We start from the raw sequence: 12,616 nt of genomic DNA on the forward strand, positions 1-12,616 counted from the left end.
GCGGCGGGGTTCGACGCGCCCGATCTCGGGCATGCCGAGCGTCATCGGGGGTAGAACGGTCGACATGGACCACAGTGACCACCCCACCGCAGTTCTCCCCGGTGACGTCCGGATCCCGTTGCTCGGCTTCGGCACCTGGCAGGCGACCGGCGAGGAGGGCTACAAGGCTGTACTCGCCGCGCTCGACGCCGGTTACCGGCACATCGACACGGCCACCATGTACGGCAACGAGGAGGAGGTCGGCCGGGCGATCCGGGAGAGCGGGCTGCGCCGGGAGGACGTCTTCATCACCACCAAGCTCCCACCCGAGCGGGTCGGCCGGGAACGGGAGACCATCGAGGAGAGCCTGCGTGCGCTCGGCGTCGACTACGTCGACCTGTGGCTGGTGCACTGGCCCCCGAACGACTCCGGTGCGCTGATCCCGGTCTGGCGGGAGATGCTCGCCGCCCGCGACGCGAACCTGGCCCGGGCGGTCGGGGTCAGCAACTACAGCACCGCCCAGATCGACGCGCTGATCCAGGCGACCGAGGAGAACCCGGCGGTCAACCAGATCAAGTGGGGGCCCCGGCTCTACGACCGGCAGCGGCACGCCGAGCACCGGGACCGGGGGGTGGTGCTGGAGGGCTACAGCCCGTTCAAGACCACCGACCTGTCCGACCCGGTGCTGACCCGGATCGCCGGCGCGCACAACGTCTCGCCGGCCCAGGTGGTGCTGCGCTGGCACCTCGACCACGAGATCGTGGCGATCCCCAAGTCGGTGACGCCGGAGCGGATCCGCGCCAACGCGGACATCTTCGGCTTCTCGCTGACCGCCGAGGAGATGCGCGACATCGACGCCCTCGGCAACTCCTGACCTGGGGCCAGACGGCGCCCTGCGGACGCCGCCGCGAGGCGGAGCCGTCGCGACATGCCGCAACTTGGGCTCTCCCGCAGCGCGGAGAGCCCGAGTTGCCGCAATCCGTGAGCGGTACCGGTCACCCGCTCGTCGTCAGGTGCCGGCGGGCGGCGTGGGGTCGATGTGCAACCAGCGGTGGAGTGCGTAGCGGCGGCCCTTGTCCTCGACGAAGACCGGTTCGTCGCCGGTCGGCCGGTAACCGCCGGACCGGGCAACGGCCACGCTGCCGGTGTTGTCCGGCTCGATCTCCAGATACACCGTCGACAGGCCGACCACCCGGTGGGCGTACCCGGTCAACAGCCGGAGAGCGCGGCTGGCCAGGCGTTGACCGCGATAGGCCGGGCCGATCGCGTAGCCGATGGTGCCGGTGACCAGGTTGAGCATCACCTCGCCACGGGCCAGGTCGTCGCCGCTGGTGACGGCGAGGTAGACCCGGTCGCCGGCCTGCTGGGCACGCCGGGCGGAGTTCAGGTACGCCTCGGCGGCAGCCAGGTCGAACGGGGTCGCCACCGGCAGGCGGTACGCCATCTCGGCATCGTCGAAGAGCGTGACCAGTTGGTCGAGATCCTGCTCGGACCACTGGCGCAGGACCACCCCGTCACCTTCCAGGCGTACGTCCACGTCAGCTCGGCCCCCCGTCATGGTGGCTGCCAAGTCTGCGATCTCCCGACACCACTGGGCAACCCCGGGTGAGGCCACCGGTCGGTGGACGTCAGTCGGCCCTGTTCGGTGCCGGGGTGCGGCGTCCGCCGCACCCCGGCACCCGCTCGTCAGGAGCGCGAACAGGCGGTGCCGTTGAGGGTGAAGCTGGTGGGGTTGGCGTACGACCCGCTGAGGGTGCCCTGGTAGCCGAAGCTGGCCGTGCCGCCGGGTGAGATCGTGCCGTTGTGGCCGACGTTGCGGGCGGTCACCGACGAACCGCTCTGGCTCACCGTGGCGTTCCAGGAGTTGGTCACCTGCTGCCCGGACGGCAGCGAGTAGGCCAGGGTCCAACCGTTGATCGTGCTCGACCCGGTGTTGGTGATCTGCACGTCGGCGGTGAAGCCGTTGTTCCACGAGTTGGCCGTGTACTTCACCGCGCAGGCACCGCTGCCGGAGGGCGGGGGCGTGGTGGGCGGCGGGTTGCTCGGCGGCGGGTTGTTGCCGCCACCGTTGACCGCGGCCGAGAAGTTCGTCACGGCCAGCCCGACACCGCCCTGCCAGGGCTCGAAGCCAGCCTGGATGCTGGTCAGGTACCAGGAGTTGGTGATCGCGCCCCGGTTGCGGGTGTCGTTGATGAAGGCCAGCAGGTTCAGGTTCGCACTGCTGATCGCCGACGGGGCGACGTAGGAGATGACGTTGTTGGAGCCGTTGCTGCCCCGCCAGACCTCCCAGCTGCGGCCGTCGATGTTGGCGTTGCCGACCGGGGAGCCGATGGGCTGGATGGGGCCCTGCCGGTTGAACCAAATCATGATCTCCATCTGGTTCACGCCGTCGCGCTTGGGCGACGGGTCGAGCCAGATGTCGTACGAGGCGTTGTAGATGCCGTTGCTCACGTACCGGTAGTTGATGCTGCTGGTCGCGCTGCTGATCTGGCTGACCTGGATCGGCAGGTTGGTGCCGGGGGAGCAGTTGGTGTAGTGGCAGCCGAGGAAGACCGACGGGTACGCCGTCGGAGCGCCGTTGGTCGGGCTGCTGCCGTTCTGGGTGATGATCTCGAAGCCGTTGTTCGTGACGTTGATGCACTGCTGGGCGGTGGTGCCCCAGCGGTTGTTCTGCACCACGTAACGGTTCTGGATCACGGTCGAGCCGTACTGCTCGCAGATCTGGGTGTCGGCGGAGGCGGTCCCGCCGAGGGCCACGGCGACGATCGAGCCGGCGGCGGCCAGCCCGACGGCCATGATGGCCCGCACGGTACGTCTCATGATGCTCCTAGCGCTGCGGCGTCGCCCGGACGCCGGGACGGATGCGGACGGAGCGTTCGGTAACGCGCCCCGACGGATCCGGGAGCGCTCCCATGCTCATCGTCACATTTACATCCTTGAAACATTGGGCGCAACCGCTGGGGGTGATTGGTGTCAATTGCGACGTGTGTCGTGGGCGCACGATCGGACATCCGCCGCCTCCGGCTGGCTGGTGACCAGCGCCGACGGGTGGATCCGCTGGTGCCGAGGGGTGCCGGAGGTGAGCCGGTTGCCTCTGGTGTGTACCGATTGCGCCGAGTAGTCTCTTGCCTTCAACGCGTGCCGAATCCCCTCCGGAGGCGTACACCCCCATGCGTGGCTCCCCCCTGCGCATCCTCGTCGTCGGCGCGGGCATCGCCGGGCTGGCCGTGGCCCGGGCGCTGCGCCTGGCGGGCTTTCGGCCGGACCTCACCGACAAGGCGCCGCCGCACGACCTCACCGACGCCGGCCTGTACCTGCCCGGCAACGCGGCCCGCGCGCTGCGCCGGCTGGACCTCGACGGCCCCGTCCGCCCGTACGGGAAGGTCGTCCACCGCCAGCGGTTCCTCGACTCGACCGGTGCGCCGCTGTGTGAGGTCGACCTCGACGCCCTCTGGGCCGGGGTCGGCGAGTGCCGCGCGCTGGCCCGATCCGACCTGCACCGGGTGCTGCTCAGCGGTGCCGGCGGCGCGGTGCGGCACGGCGCGGAGGTACGCACCATCGAGCTGCTGCCGGCCGCCGTCGGCGTCACCTTCGTCGACGGCACCCGGACCGAGTACGACCTGGTGATCGGTGCCGACGGACCGCGTTCCTCGATCCGGGCGCTGGCCGCCCTCGGCGGCCCACCCCGTCCGGCCGGGCAGGTGGTCTACCGCGGCGTCGTCCGGGACGGTCCGCCGGTCGACGAGTGGACGGCCCTACTCGGGCGCCGCTGCGGCTTTCTCGTGGTGCCGATCGGTGCCGGTCGGCTGCACTGTTACGCCGACGAGGCCGGCACCGACCTGCCGGACGACCCGCTGGCCCGGCTGCGCGACCTGTTCGGTGAGTACGGCGGGCCGGTGCCGGAGGTGCTCGCCGCGCTCGACGGGGTGTACGCGACCACCACCGACGAGGTCGAGCTCGGGCGCTGGTACCGGGGCCGGGTGCTGCTGGTCGGCGACGCCGCCCACGCCACCGCGCCGACCCTGTCCCAGGGGGCCGCGATGGCCCTGGAGGACGCGGTGGTGCTCGCCGAGTCACTGCGCGCGGCGGGCAGCGTCGAGGCGGCGCTCACCGCGTACGAGAGTCGTCGTCGGCCGCGTACCCGATGGGTGCAGGACCGGACCCGGGACCGCAACCGCACCCGCGACGTGCCGCCGGCGCTCCGCGACCCGCTCCTGCGCGGACGCGGCGACCGGATCTTCGGGGAGCACTACCGGCTGCTTCTCGGCCCGCTGTGATCACCCCCGGCCGACCCCACGCGGTGCTGTCACCTGCCGGGGACTATCCTCCTTGCGGATGACGGCCCGCCGAGTGAGCGCGTGCCGAGCGGGACAACCCAGAACCGGAGGCCACTCGTGACCACCGTCGCACCCAAGCCGGTCGTGACCCGGCCCTGGCCGGTCCGGGAGCCGGTCAAGGGGTCGGCCATCGCGCGGCTGCTGCGGACCACGGACGCGAAGCAGATCGGGATCATGTACATGGTCACCGCGTTCGTGTTCTTCATGATCGGTGGCCTGATGGCCCTGATCATGCGGGCCGAGCTGGCCCGGCCCGGGCTGCAGTTCCTGTCGCCTGAGCAGTACAACCAGCTGTTCACGATGCACGGCACGATCATGCTGCTGTTCTTCGCGACGCCCATCGTGTTCGCGTTCGGCAACTACGTGGTGCCCATCCAGATCGGTGCTCCCGACGTCTCCTTCCCGCGGCTGAACAGCTTCGCCTACTGGCTGTACCTGTTCGGCGGCACCATGGCCACCGCCGGCTTCCTCACCCCCGGGGGCGCGGCGGACTTCGGCTGGACCGCCTACACCCCGCTGAGCACCAGCGAGCACGCCCCGGGCGTCGGTGCCAACATGTGGGTGGTCGGTCTGGCCATCTCCGGTCTGGGCACCATCCTCGGCGCGGTCAACCTGATCACCACGATCCTGACCCTGCGCGCGCCGGGCATGACCATGTTCCGGATGCCGATCTTCACCTGGAACATGCTGGTCACCAGCCTCCTGGTGATCCTGGTCTTCCCGCTGTTGGCCGCCGCGCTGTTCGCGCTGGCCGCCGACCGGTTGCTGGGTGCGCACGTGTACAGCCCGGAGACCGGCGGGCCGATGCTGTGGCAGCACCTGTTCTGGTTCTTCGGCCACCCCGAGGTCTACATCATCGCGCTGCCGTTCTTCGGCATCATCAGCGAGATCATCCCGGTCTTCTCCCGTAAGCCGATCTTCGGTTACAAGGGCCTGGTCGCCGCCACCATCGCCATCGCCGGCCTGTCGATGAGCGTCTGGGCACACCACATGTTCGCCACCGGTCAGGTGCTGCTGCCGTTCTTCAGCTTCCTGAGCTACCTGATCGCCGTACCGACCGGCATGAAGTTCTTCAACTGGATCGGCACCATGTGGCGGGGGCAGATCAGCTTCGAGTCGCCGATGCTGTTCTCCCTCGGCTTCCTGGTCACCTTCCTCTTCGGTGGCCTCACCGGCGTGCTGCTGGCCGCCCCGCCGCTGGACTTCCACCTGCACGACTCCTACTTCGTGGTGGCGCACTTCCACTACGTGCTCTTCGGCACGATCGTCTTCGCGGTCTTCGCCGGGATCTACTTCTGGTTCCCGAAGATGTTCGGTCGGATGCTCGACGAGCGACTCGCCAAGATTCACTTCTGGCTCACCATGATCGGCTTCCACACCACGTTCCTGATCCAGCACTGGTTGGGCAGCGAGGGCATGCCCCGGCGGTACGCCGACTACCTGCCCGACGACGGCTTCACCACGCTGAACATGATCTCCACGATCGGCGCGTTCATCACCGGTATCTCGACGTTGCCGTTCATCTACAACTGCTGGAAGTCGTACAAGGCGGGCCCGGTGGTCGAGGTCGACGACCCCTGGGGCCACGGCAACTCGCTCGAATGGGCGACCAGCTCGCCGCCGCCGCTGCGCAACTTCGACCGGATGCCGCGGATCCGCTCCGAGCGGCCGGCCTTCGACCACAAGTTCCCCGAGCTGGCTGCGGGACAGACCCTGGCCGGTCCGCCCGAGGGTGGTTCCAAGCCGCTGACCAGCGAGTCCGACGGTGGTGCCAGCTACACCGAGGACGTCGCCAGCGACACCGACCGCCGCTGACCCATCGCCTCGCCCGACGGGCGCCGATCCCCACCGGGGGTCGGCGCCCGTCTCCGACTTCCCCTGTAACGAGGGCACCCCGCTCACGACAGCGCCACCCCGCTACCCTCTGCCCACCGCCTCCTGCCCACGCCCCCTGCCCCAAGCCCGCTACCCGGCTGGCGCCTGGGGCTGGTGTCAGGTCCGCGACCCCATCCGCGCCACTACCGCTGCCCCATCTGGGAGAGGAGTGGGAGTGTGTCGCTCTCTGTGACGAGCGATCATTGGCGCAAAGATTCACTCTGCGTGATGCTCCAGGGTTGGAGCCCAGCTGTCACCTTCCGACCTTTGCTCTGCTTCAATCCACGCAATAGCGGTTGAGCTGCCCCTATGCGGCGGCCCGGTAAGGGCGTGCCGGCCGCTGTGACACGGTCCGTAATCCGTTGCGTGGGTTGAAGCAGAGCAAAGGCAGCGGATAGGTAAGGGTGGGATGGCGTGGGTGGTCGCGTAACGTCACCTCCAGCTCTGGGTTGGCGACATGGTGCCAGCGGCGGTGATCCGCCGGCCGTGCGGTGCTGTGGTCAGGAGGCGGTCGGGGTGAGGGTGGTCGCGGAGGGCTCGTCGCCGGGCGGGGTGGTGGTCGCGAGGTTTGCGCGGTGGCGTAGCTCGATCGGGAGCACCGCGAGGGCGACCAGGGCACCGACCGCGCCGGTTACCGCGAAGCCCCACAGCGGCGCGGACATGTCGATGACCGCGCCGGCCAGCGGGGCACCCACGGCGATGCCGACGGTCACCGCCGAGCCGTGCAGGCCCATCGCCTCACCGCGGACGCCGGCCGGTGCGAGCCGGCTGACGGTGTCGGAGGTCGCCGCGATGGTCGGCGCGCAGAGCGCTCCCGCCGGGATCAACGCCAGGCAGAGCAGCCACCAGTGGGCACCGCCCAGGCCGACGGGGATGGTGCAGAGGCTCAACAGGCCCATCAGTGCCACCGGCGAGAACGAGCGGCGGATCGCGCCGTAGGCGAATCCACCCAGCAGTGACGCTACCGCCCAGACCGAGAGCACCGCGCCGGTGAAACCGGCGTCGCCGCTCTCCCGCAGCACCGCGATGACCGCCACGTCGGTGCCGCCCAGCACCAGGGTCGCCGCGGCGCTGACCGCGAACACGGCGACCAGGCGCGAGGTGAGCCACTGCCGCCGCGCCACCCGTGGCTGCGGGCCGGTCGACGCCTCGGCCGCGCTGCGTACCGGCGGATCGAGCAGCCACAGCACCAGCCCGGCGGCGACGATGCCGGCACCGACGAGGTAGAGCGTGAGGCGGGCGGAGATGGTGGTGACACCCACCGTGGCCAGGGCCGGACCGATCATGAACGACAGCTCGACCGACATCGAGTCCAGGGCGTACGCCGGCCGGCGCTGCTCCGGCGGTACCAGTGCGGCGACGGACTGCCGGATCACCGAGAAGATCGGCAGCGCCAACAGGCCGGCCAGGAACGCCGCCGGCAGCAGCAGGTAGTACGACAGCACTGGTGCGGTCGACCAGAAGGCGGCCTCTGCCACGGTGGTGAGAACCAGCACGGGCCGCAGGCCACGACGGTCCACCAGGCGGCCGAGTAGCGGGCCGCCGACCGCCGCGCCGACGGTGATCGCCGCGCCGACCAGGCCGGCCGCACCGTAGCCGCGCCCGAGATCCTGGACGACGTAGAACGTCAGCGTGACGCCGGTGGCGGTCAGCGGGACCCGGGCCAGCACCGCGACGAGCAGCAGCGACCGCAGACCGGGCAGGGCGAGCGCCTCCCGGTAAGGCTTCATGTTCACGTCGGTCCGTACCTCCGCCGGACATCCTCGACCGCCGGCGCGAGGGCCGCCAACGGTTTAACGGCTCATGCGGCTTTGATCACAGGGGCACCGATTGTGGTGATCCCGGCCCCCTCGAACGCGCGCAACGCGACATCGGTGGTGTCCGGCGCGACCGCCGCCGTCAGGTCCAGCATGACGGTGGTGGTGAAACCCTCCCGGGCGGCGTCCAGCGCGGTGGCCCGTACGCAGTGGTCGGTGGCGATGCCGACCACGTCCACCCGCGCCACGCCGCGTCGCCGCAGCCAGTCGGCCAGCCCTTCGCCGTCGTCGGCCTGCCCCTCGAACCCGGAGTACGCGGCGGCGTACTCGCCCTTGTGGAAGATCGCCTCGATCCGGTCGGTGGCCAGTTCCGGGTGGAACTCGGAGCCGGGGGTGCCGACCACGCAGTGCCGGGGCCAGGTGCTCACGTAGTCCGGCGAGTCGGCGAAGTGCGTGCCGGGGTCGATGTGGTAGTCCTTGGTCGCGACGACGTGATCCCAGCGGTCCGGCTCGGCGGCCAGTAACCGGGAGATCCCGGCCGCGACTCCCGCTCCACCGGCCACGGCCAGCGAGCCGCCCTCGCAGAAGTCCTTCTGCACGTCCACGATGATCAGCGCGTTGCTCACCGACTCCACTCCTCTCACTCGGCGGGTACCACGGTGACCGGGATGGCCGGATCGCCGACGGAGAGCTTGAGGCCCTCCCACGGGATCGAGATCAGGCACTGCCGCAGGTGCTCCCGCGACTCGTCGAGCGTCGGCAGGGCCATCGGCTCCCCGTCCACGACGTACGACCGTTGCAGCAGCCGGTCGTTGGGGCGGTGGTCCGGCACCCCCTGGGGTACGACGATCTCCTCGGTGGCGGTCCCGGTCGGCTTGTGCCGGCGGACCGCGACCTTGCGTCCGCCGATGGTCGCCTTCTGCTCGGACCGTTTGACCACGGGACGGCCCTCGACCTCGACCAACTTGTAGACCAGCCCGGCGGTGGGTGCGCCGGAGCCGGTCACCACGGCGGTGCCGGCGCCGTACATGTCCACCGGCTCGGCGGCCAACGCCGCGATGGCGTACTCGTCCAGGTCACCGGAGACGATGATCTTCGTTTCGGTGGCGCCGAGGGAGTCCAGCAGCTGCCGCGACTGCTGGGCGATCACGGCCAGGTCGCCGGAATCGATGCGGACCGCCCGCAGCTCCGGCCCGGCCACCTCGATGGCGTTCCGGATGCCCTGGCTGATGTCGTACGTGTCGACCAGCAGCGTGGTGTCCTTGCCCAGCGTGGCGACCTGCGAAGCGAACGCGGCCCGCTCGTCGTCGTGCAGCAGGGTGAAGGCGTGCGCGGCGGTGCCGGCGGTGGGAATGCCGTAGCGCTGGCCGGCGGCCAGGTTCGAGGTGAACCGGAAACCGGCCAGATAGGCCGCCCGGGCCGCCGCGACCGCCGCCTCCTCGTGCGCCCGCCGCGAGCCCATCTCGATGAGCGCCCGGCCGCGGGCGGCGGTGACCATCCGCGCCGCCGCGGCAGCCACCGCGCAGTCGTGGTTGAGCACCGACAGCACGAGCGTCTCCAGCACCACGCACTCGGCGAAGCTGCCGGAGACGGTCAGGATCGGCGAGCCGGGAAAGAAGAGCTCGCCCTCGGCGTACCCGTCGATCTCGCCGGTGAACCGGTACCGCGACAGCCATTCGGCACCCGGCTCGTCCACCACGCCGGTGCGGCGCAGGAACTCGATCTCGGCCGGGTCGAAGCGGAACGCGCGGATCAGCTCGATGAGTCGTGCGGTGCCGGCGACCACGCCGTACCGGCGGCCGGCGGGGAGCCGCCGGCTGAACACCTCGAACACGCACCGACGGTCAGCCGTGCCGTCCCGCAGGGCGGCGCTGACCATGGTCAGCTCGTAGTGGTCGGTCAGCAGCGCGGGACGAAGGGTGTGCACCCCCTCAGACTAGGGTTCACATCGCCGTCGTGCCGTCGTGCCCTGGGATCGTGCCGAGCGCCACCCGCAGCTCCGCCCGGCTGGTCACGCCGAGCTTGGTGTACACCCGTTGCAGGTGGTTCTCCACCGTGCGGGCGGAGAGAAAGAGCTGCTCGGCGATGGCGCGGCTGGTGCCGCCGACCGCCGCGAGCCGCGCCACCTGCCACTCCCGGTCGGTCAACGTCGGGGTGGCCGCCTGGAGCGCCGGAGTGTGCACCATGTCACATCCGGCGAGTAGCGCGCCGAGCCGTTGCCGGGCGTGTCCGACCTCGGGCGAGCGACGCTGCCGCAGCAGGTGCACGGCCTCCGCCACGGCCTCGGCGGCAAGCAGGTCGAGGCCCCGCTCCGCGAAGCCGTCGGCGGCACCGAGCAACTCCTCCGGCAGGCCGTCGGCCGACGCCCGCGCATGCCGGGCCAGCAGCGGTGGCAACTCGCCGTCGACCTGCTCGGACAGCTCGGTCAACCGCTGCGCCACGGTGCGGCGATCCCCGTCGGAACATCGCGGACCGGTCTGCGCCGCGGCCTGCCCCAGCCGCACCAGATCGTGCAGCACCAGGGCCTCGTGTCCGGCGAAGCCGTCAGCACGCAGCCGGTCCACCAGGTCGTGCAGCCGTTTCACCGCGCTGGCGGGCTCACCACCGGCGGCCAGCGTCGCCGCCCGGGCCTGTTCCAGCCACGGGTACAACACCACCATGGTCGGCGAGTGGAGGCGGTCGGCCTCGGCCATCGCCTCGGCGGCCTGCCGGGCGTCGCCCCGCAACGCGGCGGCCTGGGCTCGTTCCGACTGGGCCAGCCCCGCGTAGACCCGGCTGGTCGCCAGCACCGCGCAGGCGCTGAGCGCGGCCTGCAACGCGGTGTCGCTGCGTCCGCGCAGCCGCGCCGCGTACGCCCGCAGGATCGCCAGGTAGCCGGTGCCGAGCCGGAAGTCACCCGCGTCGGCGAGGTCGGCGAACTCGTCGGCCACCAGCGCGTCGATGCCGGCGAGGTCGCCGGAGAGGGCCAGCCGGGTGCCTCGGGCCAGCTCCACCGCCAGTTGCAGGTACGGCATGTCGGCCCGCCAGCTGGCCACCTTCGCCTGCACCAGGTCCACCGCGGAGGCGCTGCGGCACAGTTGCCCCTGCACGGCCTGAAGGTGTGCGATCGTGCAGCGGGCCAGCTCGCGCGCGGCGACACTGGCCGCCGGGCGATCGAGCACGCCCTGCGCGAGCCGGAGTGCGGCCGGGGCGTCCAGCCGGTGCAGCCGCATGATCGCCTCGAAGGCGCGGACCCGGGCCTGGGCGGCGGCGTCGGTCAGCTTGGTGCCCTCGGCGGCGATCTCCTCGACGGTGGATGCCTGGCTCAGCCCCCAGTAGCTGACCATGCCGCGTACGGTGAGCCACCGACTGAGCCGTTCCTCCTGGCCCGCATCGGTGGCGACGGCGTCGAGCACGCCGAGCGCCTCGGCCGGCCGGTCGGCGAACATCAGGATGGTCGCCAGCAGTTCGGCCGCGTCGAACCCGCCACCGGCGTCGAGCGCCGCGCGGGCCAGCCGGGTCGCCAGCGGCACGTCGTAACGAGCGAACGCCTCACCGGCCGCGGCGATCAGCATCGCCGGATCCTGCGCGGTGCCGGAGGCCAGCCGCCATCTCGCCACCCGCAGCAGATCCTCCCGCCGCCGCTTGCCGACCTTCTCCAGCAGGTCCGCCAGGTGCGCCTGCAACCTGCGGGTCCGGCTCACCGGGCACTGTCGGCGGACCACCTCGCCGTAGAGCGGGTGCGCCAGGCGGACGTCGAGGCGCCGGTCGGACTCCACCATGGTGATGAGGCCGCGTTCCTCCGCGTACTCCACGTCGTGCTGTTCCACGGCCTGGTGCAGCAGCCGCAGGCCGAGCGGCTCGCCGAACGCGACCAGCTCGACCACCGCCCGTACCCCGGGAGTGAGCTGGCCGATCCGGATGTCGATCAGTTCGGTCAGGCTGGGTGCCAGCTCCAGCCGGCCCGTCCAGGTCCAGACGCCGTACCGCTCGACGAGTTCACCGCTGTTGGTGGCCGCGTGTACCAGCTCGCGCAGCAGCAGCGGGTTGCCGGCGCTGAGCCGGCCCAGGCGGTCGGTGGAGCCGCTGTCCACCTGACCGCCGACGATGGCGGTCAGCATCGCCGCCGTCTCGTCCGGCGGCAGCGGGCCCAGCTCGGCCCGCTCCACCAGACCGTCGGTCCACAGTGCTCGGATCGGCAGTGGGATCTGCTCCCCGTCGCGCAGGGTGCCGACCACGGAGGCGTTCTCCGCCCGGGCCACCAGGTGCACCAGGGCGGCCGACGGTGGATCGAGCAGGTGCGCGTCGTCGACCGCGAGGACGATCCGCCGGCCGGCGGCCTGCTGCTGCAACACGTCGACGGCCCAGCGCAGGATGCCGGCCGGTGACAGGCCCTGCGGCTGCTCCGGCAGCACCTGGACCAGGCCGCCGAAGGCCATCGCGGAGGTGGTGGCGCTGGCCGCGATCCGCCAGACGGCGTACTTGTCGCCGGGCAACGCGTCGACACCCTCGTGCAGCAGGCGACTCTTGCCGATGCCGGCACTGCCGGTGAAGAGGATTCCCCGGCCTCGGACGCCGGCCACCGCCATCCGGAGACGGTCGAGTTGCTCAGCCCGGCCCACGAAGCTCCACCGACTCATTCGCGCAGCATATCGACGGAACTGTGGCCCGTACGGCAGCGCGCGAGGG

Annotated in this window: 9 protein-coding genes; 3 read left to right on the forward strand and 6 right to left on the reverse strand. The window is 71.1% G+C overall.

Features of this window, described 5'->3' with window-relative positions:
- Positions 1-64 precede the first annotated feature (64 nt).
- Positions 65-853, forward strand: coding sequence for an aldo/keto reductase (locus O7597_RS17785; protein ID WP_269739607.1), 789 nt, complete (start codon positions 65-67; stop codon positions 851-853).
- A 135-nt stretch (positions 854-988) separates the two neighbouring features.
- Here O7597_RS17785 and O7597_RS17790 read toward each other — a convergent pair whose 3' ends face one another.
- Positions 989-1,537, reverse strand: a complete 549-nt coding sequence (locus O7597_RS17790; protein WP_269739606.1) for a GNAT family N-acetyltransferase — start codon at positions 1,535-1,537, stop codon at positions 989-991.
- Between the two features lie 128 nt (positions 1,538-1,665).
- Positions 1,666-2,799, reverse strand: a complete 1,134-nt coding sequence (locus O7597_RS17795; RefSeq protein WP_269739605.1) for a cellulose binding domain-containing protein — start codon at positions 2,797-2,799, stop codon at positions 1,666-1,668.
- A 350-nt stretch (positions 2,800-3,149) separates the two neighbouring features.
- Here O7597_RS17795 and O7597_RS17800 point away from each other — a divergent pair, with 350 nt between their 5' ends.
- Together O7597_RS17800 and ctaD are read left to right on the forward strand one after the other, a co-directional pair.
- The gene (locus O7597_RS17800) at positions 3,150-4,256 is read left to right on the forward strand and encodes an FAD-dependent monooxygenase (RefSeq protein WP_281580203.1); all 1,107 of its coding nucleotides are present in this window, start codon (positions 3,150-3,152) and stop codon (positions 4,254-4,256) included.
- A 117-nt stretch (positions 4,257-4,373) separates the two neighbouring features.
- A complete protein-coding gene (gene ctaD, locus O7597_RS17805) occupies positions 4,374-6,131 on the forward strand; it encodes a cytochrome c oxidase subunit I (protein ID WP_269739603.1) in 1,758 nt (585 codons plus the stop codon).
- 560 nt (positions 6,132-6,691) lie between these two features.
- Here ctaD and O7597_RS17810 read toward each other — a convergent pair.
- From O7597_RS17810 to O7597_RS17825, 4 genes are all read right to left on the reverse strand, one after another.
- Positions 6,692-7,921 carry an MFS transporter gene (locus O7597_RS17810; RefSeq protein WP_269742634.1) on the reverse strand — a complete coding sequence of 410 codons (1,230 nt, stop codon included), beginning with the start codon at positions 7,919-7,921 and terminating at the stop codon, positions 6,692-6,694.
- 71 nt (positions 7,922-7,992) lie between these two features.
- Positions 7,993-8,574, reverse strand: coding sequence for an isochorismatase family protein (locus O7597_RS17815; RefSeq protein ID WP_269739602.1), 582 nt, complete (start codon positions 8,572-8,574; stop codon positions 7,993-7,995).
- A 14-nt stretch (positions 8,575-8,588) separates the two neighbouring features.
- Complete coding sequence (locus tag O7597_RS17820; protein ID WP_281580204.1) at positions 8,589-9,875, reverse strand: nicotinate phosphoribosyltransferase; 1,287 nt, start codon at positions 9,873-9,875, stop codon at positions 8,589-8,591.
- Positions 9,876-9,891: 16 nt separating this feature from the next.
- Complete coding sequence (locus O7597_RS17825; protein ID WP_269739600.1) at positions 9,892-12,567, reverse strand: LuxR family transcriptional regulator; 2,676 nt, start codon at positions 12,565-12,567, stop codon at positions 9,892-9,894.
- Positions 12,568-12,616: the final 49 nt, after the last annotated feature.

Source organism: Verrucosispora sp. WMMC514, assembly GCF_027497295.1.
GTDB classification, from domain to species: domain Bacteria; phylum Actinomycetota; class Actinomycetes; order Mycobacteriales; family Micromonosporaceae; genus Micromonospora; species Micromonospora palythoicola.

Coding starts and splice junctions, on each gene's coding strand:
- O7597_RS17785 (WP_269739607.1), top strand. CDS start 65: ATGGACCACAGTGACCACCCCACCGCAGTTCTCCCCGGTGACGTCCGG.
- O7597_RS17790 (WP_269739606.1), bottom strand. CDS start 1,537: ATGACGGGGGGCCGAGCTGACGTGGACGTACGCCTGGAAGGTGACGGG.
- O7597_RS17795 (WP_269739605.1), bottom strand. CDS start 2,799: ATGAGACGTACCGTGCGGGCCATCATGGCCGTCGGGCTGGCCGCCGCC.
- O7597_RS17800 (WP_281580203.1), top strand. CDS start 3,150: ATGCGTGGCTCCCCCCTGCGCATCCTCGTCGTCGGCGCGGGCATCGCC.
- O7597_RS17810 (WP_269742634.1), bottom strand. CDS start 7,921: ATGAAGCCTTACCGGGAGGCGCTCGCCCTGCCCGGTCTGCGGTCGCTG.
- O7597_RS17825 (WP_269739600.1), bottom strand. CDS start 12,567: ATGAGTCGGTGGAGCTTCGTGGGCCGGGCTGAGCAACTCGACCGTCTC.